Source organism: Streptomyces sp. NPDC006516 (assembly GCF_040611875.1).
Taxonomy (GTDB): Bacteria; Actinomycetota; Actinomycetes; order Streptomycetales; family Streptomycetaceae; genus Streptomyces.
Window position 1 is genome coordinate 255,938 of the sequence record NZ_JBEXPD010000001.1, and the last position, 23,482, is coordinate 279,419.

The 23,482-nt window shown below is 71.2% G+C and carries 18 protein-coding genes and 1 tRNA gene; 14 read left to right on the top strand and 5 right to left on the bottom strand.

All coding sequences use genetic code 11. The features are described 5' to 3' along the window. The first annotated feature begins 10 nt into the window (after positions 1-10). The 4 genes from ABZY45_RS01150 to ABZY45_RS01165 are packed head-to-tail and all read left to right on the top strand — an operon-like array spanning position 11 to position 4,153. Positions 11-1,042: a UbiA prenyltransferase family protein gene (locus ABZY45_RS01150; RefSeq protein WP_356734819.1), complete on the top strand. Its 1,032-nt coding sequence runs from the start codon at positions 11-13 to the stop codon at positions 1,040-1,042. A 9-nt stretch (positions 1,043-1,051) separates the two neighbouring features. Further along, positions 1,052-2,083 (top strand): glycosyltransferase family 2 protein, encoded by a 1,032-nt coding sequence (locus ABZY45_RS01155; protein ID WP_356734821.1) that lies wholly within the window; start codon positions 1,052-1,054, stop codon positions 2,081-2,083. Continuing rightward, positions 2,076-3,152 (top strand): lysylphosphatidylglycerol synthase domain-containing protein, encoded by a 1,077-nt coding sequence (locus ABZY45_RS01160; RefSeq protein WP_356734823.1) that lies wholly within the window; start codon positions 2,076-2,078, stop codon positions 3,150-3,152. The genes ABZY45_RS01155 and ABZY45_RS01160 overlap by 8 nt, the downstream gene beginning before the upstream one ends. Then, positions 3,146-4,153 carry an aldo/keto reductase gene (locus tag ABZY45_RS01165; protein ID WP_356734825.1) on the top strand — a complete coding sequence of 336 codons (1,008 nt, stop codon included), beginning with the start codon at positions 3,146-3,148 and terminating at the stop codon, positions 4,151-4,153. Before ABZY45_RS01160 ends, ABZY45_RS01165 begins: the two co-directional genes overlap by 7 nt. Positions 4,154-4,170: 17 nt before the next feature. Here the strand turns inward: ABZY45_RS01165 and ABZY45_RS01170 are convergent, their stop codons facing one another. Further along, positions 4,171-4,731, bottom strand: coding sequence for a hypothetical protein (locus tag ABZY45_RS01170; RefSeq protein WP_356734827.1), 561 nt, complete (start codon positions 4,729-4,731; stop codon positions 4,171-4,173). Between the two features lie 78 nt (positions 4,732-4,809). Between ABZY45_RS01170 and ABZY45_RS01175 the strand changes: the two genes are divergently transcribed. The 9 genes from ABZY45_RS01175 to ABZY45_RS01215 all read left to right on the top strand — a co-directional run bounded on the left by ABZY45_RS01175 (position 4,810) and on the right by ABZY45_RS01215 (position 17,909). Further along, positions 4,810-5,520 (top strand): response regulator transcription factor, encoded by a 711-nt coding sequence (locus tag ABZY45_RS01175; RefSeq protein ID WP_356734829.1) that lies wholly within the window; start codon positions 4,810-4,812, stop codon positions 5,518-5,520. Then, the gene (locus ABZY45_RS01180; RefSeq protein ID WP_356734831.1) at positions 5,517-6,965 is read left to right on the top strand and encodes a HAMP domain-containing sensor histidine kinase; all 1,449 of its coding nucleotides are present in this window, start codon (positions 5,517-5,519) and stop codon (positions 6,963-6,965) included. The genes ABZY45_RS01175 and ABZY45_RS01180 overlap by 4 nt, the downstream gene beginning before the upstream one ends. A 134-nt stretch (positions 6,966-7,099) precedes the next feature. Next, positions 7,100-8,587: a cellulose binding domain-containing protein gene (locus ABZY45_RS01185; RefSeq protein ID WP_356736528.1), complete on the top strand. Its 1,488-nt coding sequence runs from the start codon at positions 7,100-7,102 to the stop codon at positions 8,585-8,587. A gap of 699 nt (positions 8,588-9,286) precedes the next feature. Beyond that, on the top strand, positions 9,287-10,609 hold the full coding sequence (locus ABZY45_RS01190) for an extracellular solute-binding protein (RefSeq protein ID WP_356734833.1): 1,323 nt from the start codon (positions 9,287-9,289) through the stop codon (positions 10,607-10,609). 236 nt (positions 10,610-10,845) lie between these two features. After that, a complete protein-coding gene (locus tag ABZY45_RS01195) occupies positions 10,846-11,778 on the top strand; it encodes a sugar ABC transporter permease (RefSeq protein ID WP_356736530.1) in 933 nt (310 codons plus the stop codon). 15 nt (positions 11,779-11,793) lie between these two features. Next, positions 11,794-12,714, top strand: a complete 921-nt coding sequence (locus ABZY45_RS01200) for a carbohydrate ABC transporter permease (RefSeq protein ID WP_356734835.1) — start codon at positions 11,794-11,796, stop codon at positions 12,712-12,714. 171 nt (positions 12,715-12,885) lie between these two features. After that, entirely contained in the window at positions 12,886-14,349 is a 1,464-nt protein-coding gene (locus ABZY45_RS01205) for a GH1 family beta-glucosidase (protein WP_356734837.1), read from the top strand. Between the two features lie 215 nt (positions 14,350-14,564). Then, complete coding sequence (locus ABZY45_RS01210) at positions 14,565-15,611, top strand: LacI family DNA-binding transcriptional regulator (RefSeq protein WP_356734839.1); 1,047 nt, start codon at positions 14,565-14,567, stop codon at positions 15,609-15,611. 186 nt (positions 15,612-15,797) lie between these two features. Beyond that, positions 15,798-17,909, top strand: coding sequence for a TerD family protein (locus ABZY45_RS01215; protein ID WP_356734841.1), 2,112 nt, complete (start codon positions 15,798-15,800; stop codon positions 17,907-17,909). Positions 17,910-18,158: 249 nt separating this feature from the next. Here the strand turns inward: ABZY45_RS01215 and ABZY45_RS01220 are convergent. The 3 genes from ABZY45_RS01220 to ABZY45_RS01230 form a co-directional block, all read right to left on the bottom strand. Then, positions 18,159-18,231 (bottom strand) — tRNA-His (locus tag ABZY45_RS01220). A 127-nt stretch (positions 18,232-18,358) separates the two neighbouring features. Continuing rightward, a complete protein-coding gene (orn, locus tag ABZY45_RS01225; RefSeq protein ID WP_356734843.1) occupies positions 18,359-18,964 on the bottom strand; it encodes an oligoribonuclease in 606 nt (201 codons plus the stop codon). A 10-nt stretch (positions 18,965-18,974) separates the two neighbouring features. Then, on the bottom strand, positions 18,975-20,207 hold the full coding sequence (locus ABZY45_RS01230; RefSeq protein ID WP_356734845.1) for a helix-turn-helix domain-containing protein: 1,233 nt from the start codon (positions 20,205-20,207) through the stop codon (positions 18,975-18,977). Between the two features lie 842 nt (positions 20,208-21,049). Here ABZY45_RS01230 and ABZY45_RS01235 point away from each other — a divergent pair. Then, positions 21,050-21,571: a universal stress protein gene (locus tag ABZY45_RS01235; RefSeq protein ID WP_356734847.1), complete on the top strand. Its 522-nt coding sequence runs from the start codon at positions 21,050-21,052 to the stop codon at positions 21,569-21,571. Between the two features lie 81 nt (positions 21,572-21,652). On the opposite strand, the gene glmS is transcribed toward ABZY45_RS01235, so the two are convergent. Next, a complete protein-coding gene (gene glmS, locus ABZY45_RS01240) occupies positions 21,653-23,482 on the bottom strand; it encodes a glutamine--fructose-6-phosphate transaminase (isomerizing) (protein ID WP_356734849.1) in 1,830 nt (609 codons plus the stop codon).

The following is a 23,482-nucleotide window of genomic DNA, read 5'->3' on the forward strand; positions in this document are numbered from 1 at the left end:
CGGGGACGCCGTGAAGACCGGGAGCGAGGAGAGCCGGACGGCCCCCCCGTCGCACGGGGCGGCCACCGCCGTCGTGACCGCCGAGGTCCCGTTACGCGAATGGCGCGGGCGCCAGCGGTCCGCCTCCCGTCCGGGGGCGGACGAGGTCCGCACACCGCCGAGGCGCCGGAGGAGGCTGCCCGCGCCGCTGGTGCTGCTGCGGCCCAGGCAGTGGATCAAGAACATCTTCGTCCTGGTCGTCCCACTCGCCCTGGACCCCGCAGCCCTGACGCGGCACCCGGGGCGCGGCGTCGCAGCGGTCGTGGCGTTCACGGCGGCTTCGGCGGCCGTCTACGTGCTCAACGACTGGCTGGACCGTGAACGGGACCGGCTCCACCCGGTCAAACGCCACCGGCCCCTGGCCGGCGGGCGGATAGGCCCGGTCGGGGCCGCGCTGCTGGGCGCGACGTGCCTGGCGACCACGGTCGCCTGCGCGGCGGTCCTCCCGGGCGCCGCCCAGGCGGCGATCGCCGGCTACGGCGTGATCAACCTGGCCTACTGCCTGGCGCTGAAGCACCACTCGCTCGTCGACGTCAGCCTGGTCGCCTCCGGATTCGTCCTGCGCGCCGTGGCGGGCTGCGTGGCGGTGGCGGCGCCCTTCAACCCCGCGCTGATCATCTGTGTCTACTGCACCTGCCTGCTGCTCTCGCTCGGCAAGCGCCGGCACGAACTGGCCGCCGCCGACCTGCTCGGGCAGGCATCCGCCCAGCGCCCGGCCCTCGCCGGGTACTCGGTGCCGCTGCTCGACCAGCTCATGACCCTGCTGCTCGCCGCCACGCTGATCAGCTACGAGCTGTTCGTCCTGTCCGCGCCCCATCCGCACGCGGCCGTACTGGCCGTCGCCACCGTGCCCTTCGCCGTCTTCGCCGTCTGCCGCTACGTCCAGATGGTGGCGGTCAGGAGCAGCGGCGGGGAGCCCGGACGGGATGTGCTCACGGATGTGCCGCTCGTGATCAACGCCGTGCTGTGGCTGGCCTGCCTGGCCGCCGGCCGACTCCTGTGAGGTGTGCTCGTGCGACCGACCCTTGTCTCCGTCATCATTCCCAACTACAACTACGCGCGGACCATCCGCCAGTGCCTCACGGCCGTGGCCGCCCAGAGCTATCCGCACATCGAGATCGTCGTCGTCGACGACGGCAGCACCGACGAGTCCCCCCGGATCGCCGAGGAGTTCCCCGTACGGCTGATCCGCACGGCAAACGCGGGGGTGTCCGCCGCCCGTAACACCGGGGTGCGGCACAGCACCGGTGACGTCCTCTTCTTCCTCGACTCCGACATCGCGTTGCGCCCCGACGCCGTCCGGCGCGCGGTGGACGTACTGGAGTCGGATCCGCGGATCGGCTTCGTGTGCGGCATCTACGACTCGGTACCGCTGATCGACGACGGTGCCGTGGAGCGCTACAAGGTGCTGCACGGGCACTACTGGCGGCGTCGCACGGCGGGCGAGGTCAAGGCCGCGTACTTCTCGCTCGGGGCGATGCCCCGCGCCGCCTACGACCGCGCGGGCCCCCTGGACGAGAGCCTGCGCGACACCGAGGACGTGGAGTACGGGGCCCGCCTCTCGGCCGTCTCGACCGTGCTCCTCGACCCCCAAATCGTGGGCCGGCACGACGACGACGACCGGATCGGGGTTCTGCTGCGCAAGCAGTACCGCCGCTCGGTCCCCCTGGTCGCGCTGTTCGGCGACCGCGACCGTGCGGGCAGACCGCAGCTCTCGGACACCGCCTACCGCCCGAAGGCGGTCGCCGGTACCGGTCTGGCCCTGGCGGGGCTCGCCGCAGCGCCCCTGTGGCCGCTGGCGGGCGCGATCGCGGCTGCGGCGGGGGCGGCCGTGTTCGTGGCCGAGGAGTGGGGACTGCTGAAGTTCCTGCGCGCGACGGCGGGCGCACGTGCCCTGCCGCTGATGGCCGGGCTGCACACCCTGATGACCGCGACCACCGGGGTGGCCGCCCTGGTGGGGGCGGTCCGCTGGACGGGCTCACCGTCCTTCAGGCGCCGCTACTCCAACCCGCCGGCCACGGGCGGCGCGGTCGCCGATGTCTAGGACGGCGCCCGGAGGCACCGCGCCCGGACCGGCTGCCTCCGGGGAGGCGGCGCCCCCGGAGGGCCGGGGGCGCCGGGCCTCCGTGCGGGCCTTCGCGCGGCGCCCCTGGGTCCGGAGGACGACGACCGCCGTGGTGCTCGCGCTCTGTGCCGGGTTCCTGGTGCACTCCTTCGCCCGGGACGGGGCGGCCACCCGCACGGCCGTCGGACTGCTGGGACCCGTGCTGCCCCTGGCGCTGGTCCCGGCGCTGGCGGGGCTGTGGCTGACGGCGCTCTCCTGGCGCGAACCCCTCCAGGCCCTGTCGGTCCCCCTGTCCCGCCCCTCGGCCGTACGCATCTTCGCGGCGGGCCAACTGGGCAAGTACGTACCGGGGGTGATGTGGTCGATCGTGCTCCAGTCCCGCCTCGCGGCGGCCTCGGGGATCACCGTCTTCCACTTCACCGCCGCTTTCGGGCTGTACGCCGCCGTGTCCCTCGGCACCGGCGGGGTGCTGGGGCTGGCCGCCCTGGCGCGGCACGCCTACGGGACGGGGGCGGCGCTCGTGGCCGCCGCCCTGGTCCCGGTTCTGCTGCTCGTCCTGCCCCGGCTGCTGGCGCTCTCCGTGCGGCTGGTGAAGACGGTGCCGTCACTGGCCCGCAGGCTGGCGCCGGTCCCGCTCCCCGTGCTGCGCCGCTCCGTGTGGCTGTGCGCCGTGTCGTGGGCCGTGACCGGTGTCCATCTCTGGCTGCTCGCGGTCGCGCTGGGCGCCGACCCGCTCGCGGCCGTAGTGCCCTGTGTCGCGGGGTTCGCCGTGGCGACCTCGCTCAGCAGTCTGGTGGTGGTCGTCCCGGACGGGCTCGGCGTGCGGGAGGCGCTGCTCGCGGTCTCCCTCGCCTCCGTCCTGCCAGCCCCGGAGGCCGCCGCGGCCGCCGCCGCCAGTCGGCTGGTTCTGGCGGCTGCCGACGTACTCGCCTTCGGCTACGGTTCGTTGGCCGCGCGGACACCCCGCCCAGTCCCCGCCACCCACGCCCCGGCCTCCCACGTTCCCTCCTCCTCACCGCACCACCGACGAAAGGACGACGCATGCTGACGACGGTCTACGGAGAGTCGGTCATGGACCGGCTCCGAGGCACCCGAGTCGCCCTCGGCACCATGTACTTCGGCACCACTGTCGACGAGAGGACGTCACGGGAGATCCTCGACCGCTACACCGAGCGCGGCGGCCGGCTGCTGGACACCGCGAACTGCTACGCCTTCTGGTCGCCCGGCGGCACGGGCGAGGAGTCGGAACTGGTCATCGGCCGCTGGCTGGCCGCTGCGGGCGTCCGGGACGAGGTGCTGATCGCCACCAAGGTCGGCTGCCTGCCCGATCCGCTGGACGGGCCGTTCCCCGAATCCGCCGAAGGGCTGGCCCCCGAGGTGGTGTTCAAGCAGTTCGAGCGGAGCACCGAGCGGCTGGGGCGCCCCTCCGTCGACGTGTACTTCAGCCACGCCGACGACCCGAGGACACCGCTCGCCGACACCCTGGGCGCCCTCTCGGAGCTCGTGCGCTCGGGGCGGGTCGGTGTCGTCGGCGCGAGCAACCCGGGCGCCGCCCGGCTGGCCGAGGCGGCAGGCCTCGCCGCGGACGACCCGACGACGGCGGCGCCGAGGGTGATCCAGGCACGCCACTCCTACCTCTGGCCCGACCCGGCAGCCGACATCCGGCCGCAGCTTCCGCTGGACCACGACCTGTTCGCCCACGCCCGCGAGCACGGCGCGCTGCTCCAGGGGTACTCGCCGCTGCTCCAGGGAGCCCTCACCCGGGCGGACCGGCCGCTCTCGCCCGAGTACCGCAGCCCCGTGAACGAGCGGCGGCTGAGCAGGCTGCGCGAACTGGCCGGACGGCTCGGAGTGACCGCCAACCAGCTGTCCCTGGCATGGATGGCCGGGGGCCCGGTGCCCGTCATGCCGGTGCTCGGCGTGAGCAGCGTGGCCCAGCTCGACGAGGCCATGGACGGGCTGGAGCTGGAGCTGGAGAAGGAGGTCCGGGACGAGCTCGACGCGCTGGCCCCGCTCGGCCCCTCGGGCGCCTCCGCCTTCTCCGGGTGATCACGGACGGGGCGGGCTCACTGGTCGACGACCTCGACGATCGGCGGATGTCCGTTCCAGGTGCAGAAGACGGAGACCGTCGCGCCCGCCCCGTCGCCGAAGTCCACCCGGATCCACTCCGGGTTCGTCCACACCTGCATCGACCAGCCCGTCTCCGGCGTGGCCGACACGAGCTTCGCCGAGTCGTCCGCCAGCTCCAGGACGACCCGGCCGCCTCGTGTCGGGTAGCTCTTCATCTTGCCCGAGGCCGCCGAGGGCGGCCGGGACTCCGCAGGGCTCCGGCCGCCCGACGGCGGGGCGGAGGGCCGCAGGGAGGCCGGCGCGCGGGACGGGGCGGCACTGCTCGGGGACGGCGAGGCCGAGGGCGAGCGGGTCATTGACGGCAGTGCCCGGCGGGTGGAGGACGACACCGGCTCGTCCGTGACCTGACCGTCCCGTGCCTCCACCGAGATCGGAACGGCGAGCGGAGGGTCGTACGCCGTCCCCGACATGACGGTGTGCACGCCCCACCACGACAGGGTGACCGCCGCGCCGGTGGCGAGCGACCACGCGATCACGTGTACGAGTCCTCGTTGCATCGGGCACATCCTGCACCACCCGTGCACGCGCTGTTCTGGAGGGGACCGTGTTCCTCCGGATGGGCTACGGTGCGGCGCATGCCTAGTGTGCTCGTGGTCGAGGACGACCAGTTCGTACGTTCCGCCCTCATCCGGCACCTGACCGAGGCCTCCCATACGGTACGGAGCGTCGGGACCGCGCTCGAAGCGCTGCGCGAGGTCGCGCACTTCCGGTTCGACGTCGTCATCCTCGATCTCGGGCTGCCCGACCTCGACGGCGGCGAGGCCCTCAAGATGCTGCGCTCCATCACCGACGTACCCGTGATCATCGCGACCGCGCGGGACGACGAGGCCGAGATAGTCAGGCTGCTCAACGACGGGGCCGACGACTACCTGACCAAGCCGTTCTCGGTGGAGCACCTCTCCGCCCGCATGGCGGCCGTCCTGCGCCGCACCCGTGGGCCCGGCGCCCAGGCCCCGCCGCCGCGCGTCCTCCAGGTCGGCGGGCTCTCCATCGACCCGCTCCGCCGGCAGGCCGAACTGGACGGTACGGCACTGGACCTGACCCGCCGCGAGTTCGACCTGCTGGCCTTCCTCGCGAGCCGCCCCGGCGTCGTCGTCCCGCGCCGCGAACTGCTGGCCGAGGTCTGGCAGCAGTCGTACGGCGACGACCAGACCATCGACGTCCACCTCTCCTGGCTGCGCCGCAAGCTGGGCGAGACGGCCGCACGGCCGCGCTATCTGCACACCCTGCGCGGAGTCGGAGTCAAGCTCGAACCCCCGGCTCCGGCGGCCGGGCGGCCCGCATGAGATGGGCCCTGGTCAAGGTCTGCCTGGCCGTCACCGCCATGGTCGTGATCGCGTTCGCCGTGCCGCTCGGGCTGGTCATCAAGGAGATGGCCCGCGACCGCGCCTTCTCCGACGCCGAGCGGCAGGCCGCCACCATCGGCCCCACCCTCACCATCACCACCGACCGCGCGGAACTGACCCGGGCCGTCCTGTCCACCGAGCCCGGCGGCCGTGGACGCCTCGCGGTGCACGTCCCCGCCCCCGAACAAGGCGGCTCCCGGCTGGAGATCGGCACCCGGCGCGCCACCCGGGCGGACCTGGAGACCGTACGGAAGTCGGGTCGCGCCGCCATCGCCGAAGTCCCGGGCGGCTCCGCGCTGCTCCAGCCCACGGCGCTCGGGTCCGGAGGGATCGCCGTCGTCGAGGTGTTCGTGCCCGAGAACGAGGTGTCCAACGGCGTCGGCACCGCCTGGCTGGTGCTCGCGGGAGTCGGGGTGGCGCTCGTCGTCGGTTCGGTGGCCGTCGCCGACCGGCTCGGCGTACGGATGGTGGAACCGGCGCAGCGGCTCGCGGGCGCCGCCCTCGACCTGGGCGAGGGGCGGCTGGGGACCAGGGTCCCCGAGGAAGGACCCACCGAACTGCGCTCCGCGGCGGTCGCCTTCAACTCCATGGCCGACCAGGTGGTCCAGCTCCTCGCCAACGAACGCGAACTGGCCGCCGACCTGTCGCACCGGCTCCGTACCCCGCTGACCGTGCTCCGCCTCAACGCCGCCTCCCTGGGCGAGGGTCCGGCCGCCGAGCAGACCAGGGCCGCCGTCGAACAGCTGGAGCACGAGGTCGACACGATCATCCGTACGGCACGCGAGCAGCGCCCCCAGACCCAGGGCCCCCCGGGCGCCGGAGCCGGGTGCGACGCCTCCGAGGTCATCAGGGAACGCATGGGCTTCTGGTCGGCGCTGGCCGAGGACGAGGGCCGCACGGTGCGCCTCGCGGGCGTGGACCGGGCGGTACGCATCCCCGTCGCCCGGCCCGAACTGGCCGCCGCGCTGGACGCGTTGCTCGGCAACGTCTTCCGGCACACCCCGGAGGGCACCGCGTTCGCCGTCGACGTGCACCACAGCGGCGACGCCGTCATCGTGCTGGTGTCGGACGCCGGGCCCGGCATACCCGATCCGGAATCCGCCCTGGCAAGGGGAGCCAGCGGGAGCAACGGCGCGAAGGGCGGGGTGGGATCGACCGGTCTCGGCCTCGACATCGTCCGCAGGGTCGCCGAATCCACCGGCGGAGATCTGCGCATCGGGCGGTCGGTGCTCGGCGGCACGGAGGTCCGCATCTGGATAGGGCTCGACGGCGGTGCGGCCGAAGGGGCACGCCGGGGTCACCGGGTGGGGCGGCGTAACGGCAGGCGGGGACCACGGGGAGTGAGGAGCCGGAACGCAGCGTTCCAGGGCGGCCCCGACCTTTAACCGGCGCCGATGCCCTCCTTAAGCCCACCTCAAGAACAGCAACCCCGGTCCCATACGTTCCTTTTGCCTGTTCCGAGGCGGCTAGCGTGCTGACGCGGACCCCCACCCCCCAGCAGGACAGAGGCAGGCACGCGATGGTCACCAGTACGCACCGCCGCAGGACGAGCACCCGCACGAAGGCGGTCGGCGCCTTCGTCGCCGCGGCGGTCGTCGGCGGTACGGTCTTCGCCCTCACCGGCACCGCCCAGGCCGCGGCCGTCGGCGCGGCCTACACGAGGACCAGCGGCTGGACCGGCGGATACACCGGGCAGTACGTCGTCTCGAACGACACCGCGACCGTGCAGTCCGGCTGGACACTCGAATTCGACCTGCCCGCCGGCACGAAGATCGACTCGTTGTGGAACGGCGAGCACACCGTCAGCGGCAACCACGTCACCGTGAAGCCCGCGAGCTGGAACGCGGACATCGCCCCCGGCGCCTCCGTGACGGTCGGCTTCGTCACCGCGTCCACGGGTTCGGCCGCCGACCCGGAGGGCTGTCTCATCAACGACGCCGCCTGCTCCGCGGAGGGCGGTACGACGCCGGAGCCCAGCGGACGACCCACCGGGACGCCCACGCCCACGGAAGCGGCGACGGAGGCACCTACCGAGGCACCGGAGCCCACGGAGACCGCGACGGCCGATCCGGAACCGACCGCGGAGCCGTCGCGGACACCCGGAGGAAGCACCGGCGGCGCCGACTTCTCCCCGTACGTGGACACCTCTTTGTACCCGGCCTACGACCTGCTGGACACCGCGTCCAGGACCGGCGTCAAGGAGTTCACCCTCGCCTTCATCACCTCGGGCGGCGGCTGCGCCCCGCTGTGGGGCGGCGTGACGGGGCTCGGGGACGACCATGTGGCCTCGCAGATCACCGCGCTGCGCGCCGAGGGCGGCGACGTCCGGGTCTCCTTCGGCGGTGCGGCCGGCGCTGAACTGGCGCTGAACTGCTCCTCGGCATCCGAACTCGCCGCCGCGTACGAGAAGGTCGTCGACGCGTACGGGCTGACCAAGGTGGACTTCGACATCGAGGGCGGCGCGCTGCCGGACGCCGCGGCCAACTCGCGCCGCGCGCAGGCCATCACCCAGTTGCAGGAGGCGCACCCGGGCCTCGACGTCTCCTTCACCCTGCCGGTGATGCCCGAGGGCCTGACCCAGCCGGGGGTGGATCTGATCGCGGACGCGAAGAAGAACGGCGTCGCGATCGACGCGGTCAACATCATGGCGATGGACTACGGCGCCTCCTACAGCGGCGACATGGGCGACTACGCCGTCCAGGCGGCCACCGCCACGCAGGCCCAGCTCAAGGGAGTGCTCGGCCTCTCGGACGCGGCTGCCTGGAAGACCGTCGCGGTCACCCCGATGATCGGCGTGAACGACGTCGCCACCGAGATCTTCACCGTTGAGGACGCCACCCAACTGGTCGGCTTCGCCGAGGAGAAGGGCATCGGGCGGCTGGCGATGTGGTCGGGAACGCGGGACGTGCAGTGCGCCGGCGGTGCGAAGCCGGCCGCGGACGCGACCTGCAGCTCGATCCTCCAGGAACCGCTGGCCTTCACCAAGGCGTTCGGCGCCTTCCGGTAGCCACACCCCCCTGACCACCCCTCGACGCGCGCGCCCCGGCCGGCCCCACCCCCCCACATCCGGCCCGGGGCGCGCGCCCCTTTGCCGTTCGCTCGGCGGCGCGCGCGGAGGCCTCCCCGTCCGCCTGTCGGGGCGGTCCAGGGGCCCGCGTCCCGGCACAAGCGGAACCGTTCCGTGATGCAACGGAGTTCGGGGAAAGAACGCGCAAAGACCTCGTGACCCCCCAGTGCGCCTCCACAAGGCCTCGCCTCGTTCATTTTCCGGCGGGCCTGATCGCCGGGGCGCGCTGTCCGGCACCCTTGGGGATCCGGCGGGGAAATACCCGCCGTGGCTGGGCCGTTCCGGTCCCCACGCGAGGCGTTTCGTGGCCCAACACCTTCTGACCTGCGCAGACTCGGGCGGCAGCAGATGGCGCATGCAGGACCGCCGAGTTAACGCAAGCCCTCTGCCGGACACGGTCGCGTGACTTGCAGGACACGCTCGGGCAACGGAAGCGTCTTCAACTCTTGACACCCACCCCCTTGAGGCAGCAATCTTCCGGCAACAGCGCATGGGAGCGCTCCCATATCGGACGAGGTTTTTTCGCTCGTACGGGGACGGCACGGCCCATGTCTTCTCCGTACGACCGGCACCCGCACCCACAGCGCGTCTGCCGAGCACATCGAACGCCAGTCCCACCCTGGAACAAGGAGTAGTGGAATGCGCATCACCCGCACCGTCGCAGGTCGAAGCCGCAGAACCGCCGTCATAGCCACCACGGGCCTCACGGCCGCCGCCCTGCTGCTGACCGGCTGCAGCGACTCGGGTTCGGACTCCGAGGGGTCCGACGCGAACGGGAACATCACCCTGACCGTGGCCGACTTCGGGCAGTTCGGCTACAAGGAGGCGGGGCTCTTCGAGAAGTACCACGAGCTCCACCCGAACATCACGGTCAAGGAAAACGTCACGGCCGACGAGAAGGTCTACTACCCCAAGTTCCTCCAGCAGCTCAACACTGGCAGCGGCCTGGCCGACGTGCAGGGCATCGAGGTCGGCCGCGTGAAGGAGCTCGTCGACACCAAGGCGGACGCCTTCGCCGACCTCTCCAAGGTCATCGACACCGACCAGTGGGTGAACTGGAAGGCGCTGCAGGCGACCACCGACCAGGGCAAGGTCATCGGCGCCGGCACCGACATCGGCCCGATGTCGATCTGTTACCGCCGCGACCTCTTCGAGCAGGCCGGACTGCCCAGCGACCGCACCGAGGTCGCCGCGAAGCTCGCCGGCGGCTGGGAGGACTACCTCGCGCTCGGTGAGGAGTACAAGAAGAAGGCTCCCAAGGGCACCTTCTTCATGGACTCCGCCAGTGCCATGTACAACGGCGTCGTGAGCTCCGACTCGGAGCAGTACTACGCCAAGGACGGCAAGCCGATGTACAAGGAGAGCGCCGGCGTCAAGGCGGGCTGGAAGCTCGCCTCCGAGGCGGTCGACAAGAAGCTGACCCAGGGCCTCGCCCAGTTCAGCCCGCCGTGGCAGGCCGCCCTGCGCAAGGGCACCATGGCCACCGTCGCGTGCCCCGCGTGGATGGCAGCGCAGATCGCCACCTACTCCGGTGACCAGTTCAAGGGCAAGTGGGACATCGCCCGTACCCCGGGTGACACCGCGGCCAACTGGGGCGGTTCGTTCCTCTCCGTGCCCGCCAAGGGCAAGCACGTCAAGGAGGCCGGTGAGCTCGTCAAGTGGCTGACCGCCCCCGAGCAGCAGGCCGCCGTCTTCAAGGCCGCCGGTCTCTTCCCGTCGAACAAGGGCGCGTACGAGCTCCCCGACGTGAAGAGCGCCAAGCTGGAGTACTTCAACAACGCCCCGATCGGTGAGATCTACGCCGAAGAGGCGCAGGTCATCCCCGCGGCCGTGCTCGGCCCGAAGGACGGCGTCATGAAGGACACCATCGGCACGCAGATCAACAACATGGAGCAGCGCGGCACCAAGCCGGACGACGCCTGGAAGGCGGCGACCGAGGCCATCGACAAGGTGATCGGCTGATCTTCGCCGGTGCGGGCGGCCGGGGCGTCTTCCACGCGTCCCGGCCGGCCCGCACCGGTGCCGGTTCCCCTACCGGCACCGCGCACCTTCTCCGACACCTCCGCCGGACCTGACCAGAGGCCCGGCATGCCCCTGCGGTGTCGGCACACCCCAGGGAAGGACTCCCACCTGTGGCAACCACCACCCCCACCAGGGACGTACAGGGCTCGCGGCCCAGCCGTCGCGCCCCGAAGCCCATGTCCCCCGGCCGCCAGGCGTGGCGCAGCCGGCTCTGGCGCTTCGACGACAAGGCGTCGCCGTACGCCTACATCGCGCCCTTCTTCCTCGTGTTCGGGGCCTTCGGGCTCTACCCACTGATCTACACCGGCTGGATAGCTCTCCACCGGGTGGAGATGACCGGCCTCGACCAGATGGAATGGGTCGGCTTCGAGAATTTCAGCAACATCCTCCAGGACGGCGAGTTCTGGACCGCGGTCAGCAACACCTTCGTCATCGGCGTCATCTCGACCGTCCCGCAGCTGATGATCGCGCTGGGCCTCGCCCACCTGCTGAACTACAAACTGCGGGCCAGCACCTTCTGGCGCACCGTGATCCTCACGCCGTACGCCACTTCGGTCGCCTCCGCGGCCCTCGTCTTCGCCCTGGTGTTCCGGGCCGACGGCGGCCTGCTGAACTGGGTCCTCGGCTTCTTCGGCATCGGCGAGACGAACTGGGCCAATGGTCACTGGTCCTCCAACATCGCCATCGCGGTCATCGTGATCTGGCGCTGGACGGGCTACAACACGCTGATCTACCTGGCCGCGATGCAGGCGGTCCCGTCCGACCTCTACGAGGCGGCCTCGCTCGACGGCGCCTCGCGCTGGCAGCAGTTCCGCAACGTGACGATCCCCGCGCTCCGGCCGACGATCCTCTTCACGATCGTCATCTCGACCATCGGATCGATGCAGCTCTTCGGTGAGCCGCTCCTGCTCGAGGGCGGCCAGATCGGAGCCCAGGGCGGCACCGAGCACCAGTACGAGACCCTCAGCATCTATCTCTACAACTACGGCTGGAACCTCGGGCACCTCGGTCCGGCCGCCGCAGTCGCCTGGGCCATGCTCGTCCTGCTGCTGCTCATTGCCGCGATCAACTGGCTCGTCGGGCGCTTCGTGCGCAAGACCGCGGCCTGACGGGGAGCGATACCCATGACCACCACCAGCACCGTCACCGCTCCGGACCACCGCCGCGTCTCCAAGGCCGTCCGTGACGAGCCTCCGCGTCGCCGCCGCTTCAAGCCGGGGGCCGGCCGCCAGCACCACGCGGGCCCCTTCGCCTACTTCGCGCTTGCCGTCGTCGGCCTCGGCTCGCTGTTCCCGCTGTACTGGACGCTCGTCGCCGCGTCCCGTACCCAGGACGAGGTGCTCGACACCTCGCCGCCGCTCATCCCGGGCGGCAACCTGTTCAACAACCTCGAGGCGGCCTGGGAACAGGCCAACCTGGGCAAGGCCATCCTGAACACGGTCATCGTGTCCGCGAGCATCACCCTGGCCACCCTGTTCTTCTGCACCCTGGCCGGATACGCCTTCGCCAAGATGCGCTTCAAGGGCCGTGGCGCACTGATGACCGCGGTCATCGCCACGCTGACCATCCCCCCGCAGCTCAGCGTCGTGCCACTTTTCATGATGATGTCGGACATCGGCTGGGGCGGTCAGCTGGAGTCGGTGATCTTCCCGACCCTCGTCAGCGCGTTCGGTGTGTTCTTCATGCGCCAGTACCTCCTGGAGGCGCTGCCGTACGAGCTCATCGAGGCGGGCAGAATGGACGGCGCGAACAACCTCCGCATCGTGTGGAGCATCGTGCTGCCGGTCGCCCGCCCCGCCATGATGGTGCTCGGCATGCTCACCTTCGTCCAGTCGTGGAACGACTTCTTCTGGCCCTACCTCGCACTCAACCAGCAGAACCCCACGCTCCAGGTGGCGCTCGGTCAGCTGAGCGCGTCCTACGTGCCGGACCAGAGCATCGTCATGGCGGGCGCGCTGATCAGCACCCTGCCGCTGCTCGTCGTCTTCGTGATCTTCGGCAAGCAGATCGTCGGGGGCATCATGTCCGGCGCGGTCAAGGGCTGACCCCGCCCGCCCCGGCGTCGCCGTTCCTCCCGGTCCGACCCCGGGTTCGCCGTTCCGTCCTGGTCCGGCCCCCGGCCGTCCCGTACGGCCTGTACCTGACCGCAGGCCGTACGGGGCCGGGACCCCCGCACTTCCTGTCCCTGTCCCTCCACCCCATGGGAGCGCTCCCGCATGACTGCCGTACGACCCGACACCACCCCGAAGCAGGCGCCTGAGGCACAGTTCCCCACGGGCTTCATCTGGGGTGCGGCGACCGCCTCCTACCAGGTCGAGGGCGCCGCCGCCGAGGACGGCCGCACGCCGTCCATCTGGGACACCTTCAGCCGTACCCCCGGCAAGGTCCGCAACGGTGACACCGGCGACATCGCCGCCGACCACTACCACCGCTACCGCGACGACGTCGCGCTCATGAAGCGGCTCGGGCTGAAGGCCTACCGCTTCTCCGTCTCCTGGTCCCGGGTCCAGCCCACCGGCCGCGGCCCCGCCGTCGAGCGCGGCCTGGACTTCTACCGCAAGCTCGTCGACGAACTGCTCGACGCCGGCATCATGCCCGTCGCCACCCTCTACCACTGGGACCTGCCCCAGGAGCTCGAGGACGCGGGCGGCTGGCCCGAGCGCGTGACCGCCGACCGCTTCGCCGACTACGCGGCGATCGTCTCCGGCGCACTCGGGGACCGCGTCGGCATGTGGACCACCCTCAATGAGCCGTGGTGCTCGGCCTATCTCGGTTACGGCTCCGGCGTGCACGCCCCCGGCCGCACCGAGCCCGCAGCGGCGCTGCAGGCGGCCCATCACCTCAACCTCGCCCATGGCCGGGCGATCGAGGTTCTGCGCGCCCAACTCCCCGCTGCTGCGCAGACCTCGGTCACCCTCAATCTCCACCAGGTCCGCCCGCTCACCGACAGCGTGGCCGACGCGGACGCCGCGCGCCGCATCGACGCCGTCGGCAACCGGGTCTTCACCGGGCCGATGCTGCGCGGTGAGTACCCCGAGGACCTGATCACGGACACCTCGCACCTGGTGGACTGGTCCAAGCTCGTCAAGGACGGAGACCTCGCCACCATCTCCCGTCCCGTCGACGCGCTCGGCATCAACTACTACACCCCCACCCTGGTCTCCAACCCGGTGGAGGGTGCCGTCTACGCGCGCAGCGACGCCCACGGCGCCAGCGCCCACTCCCCGTGGCCGGGCTCCGAGCACGTCGCCTTCCACCTCGCCGAGGGGAAGGAACGCACCGCGATGGACTGGTCGATCGACCCCAACGGGCTCTACAACCTGCTCATGGACGTCACCCGCGACCACCCCGGTCTGCCCCTGATGGTCACGGAGAACGGCGCGGCCTTCGACGACTACGTCTCGCCCGAGGGCAAGGTCGAGGACCCGGAGCGGATCGCCTATCTGCACGGCCACCTCGACGCCGTGCAGCGGGCCGTGGCCGACGGAGCGGACGTCCGGGGCTATTTCCTGTGGTCCCTGATGGACAACTTCGAGTGGGCGTACGGCTATTCGAAGCGCTTCGGTGCGGTCTACGTCGACTACGCCTCCCAGCGCCGCATCCCCAAGGCGAGCGCCCACTGGTACTCGGACGTGATCCGCCGCCACGCACTGCCCCCGGTCGGCACCCTCCGACCCTGACCAGCCTCGACAGCGGGACCCGGCATGGAGCCGGGTCCCGCTTTTCTGCGTCCTCTTACGTAATCGTCATACTCACCCCGTAGGCTTGGGAGCGCTCCCAAGAGGTGTGGCGCTGCGGAGGGACCGCTCGGTCCGAGTAAGTGTCAAGGGATCGGACAGTGGGACTTGGTTTGGCCAACCCGCTGTGAGAAATTGACCGCGAACGGGAGGCAGCCATGGCGGCAGCGCGAGTACGGAGTGGCGGGCGGCCCACGCTCGAAGAGGTAGCGGCCAGGGCCGGAGTGGGGCGGGGCACGGCCTCCCGCGTCATCAACGGCTCGCCCCGGGTGAGCGCACAGACCAGGGAGGCCGTCGAGGCGGCCGTCGCCGAACTGGGGTACGTGCCCAACCGCGCGGCCCGCGCGCTGGCGGGCAACCGCACGGACGCCATCGCCCTCGTCGTGCCCGAGTCCGAGACCCGGTTCTTCGCCGAACCGTACTTCTCCGACATCGTCCGGGGCGTCGGGGCCGCTCTGGCCGACACCGAGATGCAGCTGCTGCTGACCCTCGCGGGCAACGACCGCGAGCGCCGCCGCCTGGCGCAGTACCTCACCGCTCATCGTGTCGACGGGGTGCTCCTGGTCTCCGTCCACGCCGACGATCCGCTCCCCGATCTCCTCGAACAGCTGGGCATGCCCTCCGTGATCAGCGGTCGCAGGCATGCGGCGGAGACCCTGGCCTCCGTCGACTCCGACAACTTCGAGGGCGCCCGGGCGGCCGTCGACCACTTCATATCGCGAGGCCGCCGCAGCATCGCGACGATCACCGGCCGCCTGGACGTCTACGGCGCGCAGCGCCGCCTCGACGGGTACCGCAAGGCCGTCGCCGCGGCCGGCCTCGACCCCGACGAGCGGCTGATCGCCCCGGCCGACTTCAGCGAGGAGGGCGGCGCCCGCGCCATGCGCGAGCTGCTGGAGCGCCGTCCCGACGTGGACGCGGTCTTCGCCGCGTCCGACGTCATGGCCGCCGGTGCCCGCCAGGTGCTGCGCGAGTCGGGCCGCCGCATCCCGGACGACGTCGCCCTGATCGGCTTCGACGACTCGGCCGTGGCCCGCCACATGGACCCGCCCCTGACGAGCGTGCGCCAGCCGATCGAGGAGATGGGCCGCACGATGACCCGCGTCCTGCTCCAGGAGATCGCGAACCACTCGTCCGGCGACGACTCCCAGGAGCGCCCGAGGATCGTGCTGCCGACGGAGCTGGTCGTACGCGAGTCGTCCTGACGCAGGTGTACGGAGAGGGCGGCGGAGCGTACACGTAGTGAGCATTTTTTTCACAACTCCTCCATGACCTCGCAGCCCGGCCGCTACAGTTCCCGACGTCCGGCGAACGTGTGACGCACCACACAACGTCACGTAACGACCTGCCGCGCGTGTGCGTTCCGGCCCGGCAGCGCAGTTGGGGGCCGCATGCAGGAGATGGTCAAGGGCGCGAACATCGGCCTGTCCGCGCTGAGCGACGACGTCGGGTCCGTGGTGGTGAGCCTGGGCTGGAGCAGCCCGACCGGGGAGGGCGACGCGGACGTCTCCGTGCTCCTCCTCGACGCGAACGGCAAGGTGCGCAGCGACGCCGACTTCTGTTTCTACAACAACCCGGTCGCGGGCAACGGCAGTGTCCAGCTGCTCGGGAAGACCCCCACGGCCGACGGTGACGAGGACCGCATCAGCTTCGACCTCGACGCCGTACCGCCGGAGGTCGGACAGATCGTCGTGGCGGCGAGCCGCTACGGCGGATCACGCTTCGGGGATCTGGACGACCTCCGTCTGCGGCTCGCGGACAGCTCCGGCGACAGCCTGGTCCAGTTCGCCATCGAGGACGCGGGTGCCGTGAGCGCCTTCATCTTCGGAGAGCTCTACCGGCGGGCCGGCGAGTGGAAGTTCCGGGCCGTCGGCCAGGGTTACGCGTCCGGACTGGCAGGGCTGGCCACGGACTTCGGCGTCGACATCGACGACGACGCCGAGGACGAAGGCGTGGCGACGGCCGCCGAGGAGGAAGGCGCGGAGGCGGTCGCGGCCAGGGCAGCCGCTCAGGCCCCCGCCGCGCAGGTTTCCGCCGCGCAGGTGCCGGGACGGCCGGACCCGGCGCTCGAGGCGGCCATCCCCTCGCCCCGCACGCCGGTGTCGCTGCCCCTGGCCCCCGCGCCCGCTGTGCCCGCCGAGGCGACGAGGCCCGGACCGAAGCCGAGGTCCCGGCCGCGCACGGCCCGGAAGAAGGTCACGCTCCCCAGGACCGCGAAGAAGTCGCTCGCCGACAACGACTCCTGGCGCACGGCCAGGCTCTTCCCCCTCTCCGCGCTCAAGAACGACCGTGAGCGCGAGACCCGGGCCACCTCGGTCTTGCTGTCGGTGATGACCCAGGTGCCGGAGTTCGGCCGACGCCTCACCGCCGGATTCGGCGCGCCCGCCGGACGGATGGAGACCTTCACGGAGGTCTCGCTGCCGCACGGCGACACCCCTCGGCGCCCCGACGGAGTCATCCGCGTCGAGCGTGCGGGCAAACTGTGGACCGCGCTCGTCGAGACGAAGACGAACGGCAACGCCCTCAAGCCGGACCAGGTGCAGGCGTACATGGACATCGCCGCCAGGCGGGGCTACGAGGCCGTCATCACCCTGTCCAACGACGTGGCGCTCGAAGGCAGTCCTCTCGTCGACGTCCGCATCGACGGCAGGCGCAAGCACAAGGTGGCGCTCTGGCACCTCTCCTGGGCCGAGGTCGCCCACCAGGCGCAGATGCTGATCCGCCACGAGGGGGTGGGTAACGCCGCGCACGCCTGGCTGCTCCAGGAGCTGCTGCACTACCTCCAGCACGAGCACTCGGGCTGTCACGGCTTCCAGAACATGGGAGCCGCCTGGGTGCCCGTACGCAGGGGGATCGACGACGAGACCCTCTGCCCGGGCGATCCGCGCGCCACGGAGGTCATCGAGAGCTGGGAGAGGCTCGTCCGCCAGGTGTGCCTGCGCCTCGGAGGTGAGATCGGCCAGAAGGTGCTCCCCGTCCAGCGCGCCCGGCGAGGGTCCGACCCCGGCGCGCGCCGTGCCGCTCTCGCCGACCGGCTGTGCTCCCAGGGGCGGCTCGACGCCGAGCTCCGCATGGAGGGGACCCCGGGGATCCTGGCCATCGCCGCGGACCTGCGTACGGGCAAGCTGCGTACGTCCATCGAGGTGCCGGCCCCCGACCAGGCCTATCCGCTGAGCCGGGCGAAGCGCCTGATCCGCCAACTCGCGGCCGCACCGGCCGACCTGCACATCGAGACGCTCGTCGAGGCGGAAGGAGCCGGGCCGAGGGGAACACTGGAGCGGCTGCGCCCCGAGCCCGCGGACCTCCTCCCGAAGGACGGGGCGGAGATCACCGGCTTCCGCCTCTCGCTGTTCAAGGGCATGGGCAACGGGCGCGGCAACGCGGAGTCGGGCTTCATCCGCAGTGTCGACGAGGCGGTGGACCGCTTCCACGCCCAGGTGATCGCCCAGCTGGAAGCGCGGGGATCCCGCCGCGCCCCGGGCGGGGCCGAGGCCGGCCGCTGACACGCTCCGGTCCGGGCCGGGGCGGGAGGGGGCCCTGCCGCGTCGGGGGACAGCACGGCAGGGCCTGCACGGTCCCCTGCCCGGCGATCGGTGGTCCATGCGGTACGGATCGGTGTGACGGCCGACACGCCCCCTGTGGGCCCGCCCAGGCGGGGCCCGGCCGGGCGGGCGCGGGAGGGCCTGGGCGGGCGCACGAGGACACGAACAAGGCCCGGTCCGTATGTCCCGGACCGGGCCTTGATCATTCAGGGTGAGTAACGGGACTTGAACCCGCGACATCCTGGACCACAACCAGGTGCTCTACCAGCTGAGCTATACCCACCATGCTGCCCGGTCGCTTTTCCGACCGGCCGAGAAAAAGTGTACAGGGTTCTGGAGGGTGCTCGCGCCAGACTTCTCCGGGACCTGGTCACAGGCCCTCGCGGGCCCGTGACCAGTGCGTCTCCTGGCTACTGTCCGGCGGTCGGCGTGTGGCGCGCCGCGATCTCCTTGGCGCGGGCCGAGTCCGGGCCGGGCTGGGGCACGAAGACCGCGTCACGGTAGTAACGCAGCTCCGTGATGGAGTCGCGGATGTCGGCCAGCGCCCGGTGGTTGCCGTTCTTCTCCGGACTGTTGAAGTACGCCCTCGGGTACCAGCGGCGCGCCAGCTCCTTGACCGAGGACACATCGACGATCCGGTAGTGGAGGTAGCCCTCCAGCGACGGCATGTCCCGCGCCAGGAAGCCTCGGTCGGTACCGACCGAGTTTCCGCACAGCGGGGCCTTGCCCGGCTCCTTCACATGCTCGCGGATGTAGTCCAGGACACGCTCCTCCGCGTCGGCCAGGGTCGTGCCCCCGGCCAGCTCGTCGAGGAGGCCCGAGGCGGTGTGCATCTGCCGCACCACCTCGGGCATCGTCTCCAGGGCCGCGTCCGGCGGGCGGATCACGATGTCCACCCCTTCGCCGAGCACGTTCAGTTCCGAGTCGGTGACCAGCGCGGCCACCTCGATGAGTGCGTCGTCCGTCAGCGAGAGCCCGGTCATCTCGCAGTCGATCCACACCATGCGGTCGTTCATGAGCCCCACCCTACGGGGCACTCCGCTGTCCCGGCAGGGCCGGGCGCCCGGGGATGTACGCCTCGGGACCCAGGCCCAGGCGCTCCGCGGGGCCCCCAGGAGGCGCCGCCGCGGTGACCGGGGACGGGCCGGACGAGGCCGCCGCGACAGCCCGCCGGTTCGCCGCCGTGCCCTGGACGGGCACGGACGCCTCCAGCACCGCGCCGACGCCCTCCAGTCCTCCGCCCTGCGGACGGCGGGCCCGGTAGGCGGCCCGGTACGCGGCGGGGGAGGACCCCAGCTGGCGGCGGAAGTGCCCGCGCAGCGCGACCGGAGAGCGGAAGCCGCAGCGCCCCGCGACCTCGTCCACGGAGTAGTCGGAGGTCTCCAGCAGCCGCTGGGCCTGGAGTACGCGCTGGGTGATGAGCCACTGGAGCGGAGCGCTGCCGGTGAGCGAACGGAACCTGCGGTCGAAGGTCCGCCTGCTCATGTAGGCGCGCGCCGCCAGCGTCTCCACGTCGAACTGCTCGTGGAGGTGCTCCAGCGCCCAGGCCACGACCTCGGCGAGCGGGTCGGAGCCGATCTCTTCAGGTAAAGACCTGTCGAGGTAGCGCTCCTGACCGCCACTGCGACGCGGCGGTACGACGAGCCGGCGGGCCAGCGCCCCGGCCGCCTCGGTACCGTGGTCGGTACGGACTATGTGGAGGCACAGATCGATTCCGGCCGCGGTCCCGGCCGAGGTGAGCACGTCGCCGTCGTCGACGAACAGCTCACGCGGATCGACGTGCACCGACGGGTAGCGCTTGGCCAGCGTCGGTGCGTACATCCAGTGAGTGGTGGCCGGCCGGCCGTCCAGCAGGCCGGCTGCCGCGAGGACGAAGGCCCCCGTGCACAGTCCGACGATGCGGGCGCCCTCCTCGTGGGCGCGGCGCAGCGCGTCCAGGGCCTCGGCGGGCGGCGGGGAGGTGATGGACCGCCAGGCGGGCACCACGACGGTGCCGGCCCTGCTGATCGCCTCCAAGCCGTACGGCGCGCTGAGTTCGAGCCCGCCCGTGGTGCGCAGAGGTCCCTCCTCGCCTCCGCACACCAGCAGCCGGTAGCGCGGAACTCCCGCGTCCTGCCGGTCGATTCCGAAAACTGAGAGCGGAATGGAGCTCTCGAAGATAGGGCCGCCACTGAACAGCAGTACGGCTACGACTTCCCGGCGTCGCCGCCCGGTCAGTTTCCGTGCGGCCTCCGTTGCGGTGGCGGAGTCCTGGCTCATGACGCTAAGCCCCCCTCGGTGTTCGCGTCTTCCTGGTCCCTACGGGCCTGTCGCTCCTGCACGTTTCCCCTTGGTCTCGCACACGTCCCCAGTCCTCGACTCAAGATCGAATCTACTGCGTTCCGTGGTGCCGCCGTGACACGTTCCCCCACCGGCACTATGTCGACAAGGCAACTTGGCGCGAAGCGTTCGATCACGAAGCGTTTCACTCGCGAGCCCCGCAGGGAAGTGCGCCTCGCGATCATGGCCCGTCCCCATAGGGTCAAAGCGTACCGCGCGGTCTATTCCTGCCTGCTGGCACGTGGGTTGGGCTGCTGTTTGGCCAAGACGAGGGGGTGGGGGAGAAGTTGGCTGAAAACCGATGGTCGCGTGCGCGTATACAAGTCATGCGACCGGCGTACGACCTCATTTCCCATGAGCTTCCGTGCGCCCCTGTCGCCCCGGGAGGCTGTCCGGCCTCAGGGGATGAACGATGCGCGATCGGTCGATTCCGGGGGGTGACCCCCGTGAGGGCGGGAGGCCGAAGGGGGTGCGGGTGGCGTATTCGGCCGCCTTGCGGGGCGCCCCCGTGACCCGACGGCCGCGCAGGGTGACCGGAACCGGCCGGACCCCGTGCGCGGAGTCTGGATGTAGGACACAACCGGCATTGCCATACGGGGCGGTCTCCGGCATGCTCCCTCCATCGCCGCACGCGCCGTGCGAGGGCTGGGCAGCGAAGGAGTGGCGCCGTACCCTTGGGGGTAAAGGGTTGGGAAGATGTTTCCCGGACACAGCTTCACCGCTCGCTGGCACACCCTCCAAACCGCTCCCTCCTCACGAGGACTCTCTTCGCCGAGACACCGATGGCCGGTCACGAAATCCCTGAACCCGCAGACCGCAAGCAGGTAGCCGACCCCGGGTCGGTGCCGCAGCCGGTCGGAGAGTCGCGCCCATCCTGCGATCCGGCCTTCCGGCACGGCGTCGTGGTCGGCTTCGACGGCTCCATGTCCAGCGAGCGAGCTCTCGCGTACGCCATCGGCATGGCGAACCGGCACGGCTCGGGGCTGATCATCGTCCACGTGGCCAACCGGCTGCCGACCACGGTCTGGGCGGGTTGCGAGCCCCCCGTCTTCGTCGACGTCCCCGATCACCGCACCGAGGTCCTGGGCCTGGAGCTGGCCTGCGCGGACTATCTCTCCGATGTGCCCTGGGTGCTCGTGGAGCGCGGCGGGGACATCTGCCACGAGCTGGAGGAGGTCGGCCGCGAGTACTCGGCCGACGCGATCGTCGTCGGTTCCACGCACGGCATCGTGGGCCGGATCTTCGGCTCCGTGGCCGGCCGTTTGGCGCGCCGGGCGCAGCGGCCCGTCATCGTCATCCCCTGAGGCCCCGAAAGGCCCCTGACGAGGCGTCAGGGGCCTTCTGCGTGCCCGCTCCAGGCGGAGCGGCGGGCGTCGGCTACTCGGCTACTCGACGGTGACGGACTTCGCCAGGTTGCGCGGCTTGTCGATGTCGCGGCCCATGGCCAGCGCCGTGTGATAGGCGAGCAGCTGGAGCGGGATGCCCATCAGGATCGGGTCCAGCTCGTTCTCGTTCTTCGGGACGACGATCGTGTGGTCGGCCTTCTCCTGCTCACGGTGGGCGACGGCGAGGATACGGCCGCTGCGGGCCTTGATCTCCTCCAGCGCCGCACGGTTCTTCTCCAGCAGGTCGTCGTCCGGGACGATGGCGACCGTGGGGAGCGCCGGCTCGATGAGCGCGAGCGGGCCGTGCTTGAGCTCCGAGGCGGGGTAGGCCTCGGCGTGGATGTAGGAGATCTCCTTGAGCTTGAGGGAAGCCTCCAGCGCGACGGGGTAGCCCCGGACGCGGCCGATGAACATCATCGACTGCGCGCCCGCGTACTCCTCGGCCAGCTTCTTGATCTCCTCCTCCGACTCGAGGATCTGGCCGATCTGCTCCGGCAGCTTGCGCAGGCCCTCGATGATCCGCTTGCCGTCGGCGACCGAGAGGTCGCGGATGCGGCCCAGGTGCAGGGCGAGCAGTGCGAAGGCCACGACGGTGTTGGTGAAGCACTTGGTGGAGACCACGCAGACCTCGGGGCCGGCGTGGACGTACATGCCTCCGTCGGCCTCGCGGGCGATCGCCGAGCCGACCACGTTCACGACGCCCAGGACCCGCGCGCCCTTGCGCTTGAGCTCCTGCACGGCGGCGAGCACGTCGTAGGTCTCACCGGACTGCGAGACGGCCACGTAGAGGGTGTCCGGGTCCACGACGGGGTTGCGGTAGCGGAACTCGGACGCGGGCTCCGCGTCCGCGGGGATGCGGGCCAGCTCCTCGATGAGGCCGGCGCCGATCAGGCCCGCGTGGTACGAGGTGCCGCAGCCGAGGATCTTGATCCGGCGGACCCCGCGCGCCTCGCGGGCGTCCAGGTTCAGACCGCCCAGGTGCACGGTGGAGAAGCGGTCGTCGATGCGCCCGCGCAGCACGCGGTCCACGGCGTCGGCCTGCTCGGAGATCTCCTTGTGCATGTAGGTGTCGTGGCCGCCCATGTCGTACGACTCGGCCTCCCACTCCACGGTGGTCGGCGTGGCCGTCGTGGTCGAACCCTCCGTGGTGTACGTACGGAAGTCGTCGGCCTTGAGGGTGGCCATCTCGCCGTCGTCCAGGGTCACGATCTGGCGGGTGTGCGCCACCAGGGCGGCCACGTCGGAGGCGACGAACATCTCCTTCTCGCCGATGCCCAGCACGACGGGGGAGCCGTTGCGGGCGACGACGATGCGGTCGTTGAAGTCGGCGTGCAGGACGGCGATGCCGTACGTGCCCTCGACCAGCTTCAGCGCCTCGCGGACCTTCTCCTCCAGCGTGGCGGCCTGCGCGCGGGCGATCAGGTGGACGAGCACCTCGGTGTCGGTCTCCGAGAGGAACTCGATGCCGTCGGCGACCAGCTTCGCGCGGAGCTCGGAGGCGTTGTCGATGATGCCGTTGTGGACCACGGCGACCTTGTTCTCCGCGTCCAGGTGCGGGTGAGCGTTCTCGTCGCTCGGGGCGCCGTGGGTGGCCCAGCGGGTGTGGGCGATCCCGGTGGTGCCGGCGAAGCGCTTGGGTACGCGGGCCTCCAGGTCGCGGACCCGGCCCTTGGCCTTGACCGTCTTCAGGGTGCCGGGCTTGCCCGCCGCGGCCTTGCCCGTGATGACGATCCCCGCGGAGTCGTAGCCCCGGTACTCCAGCCGCTGCAGGCCTTCCAGCAGCAGCGGAGCCACGTCACGCTTCCCGATGTAACCGACGATCCCGCACAT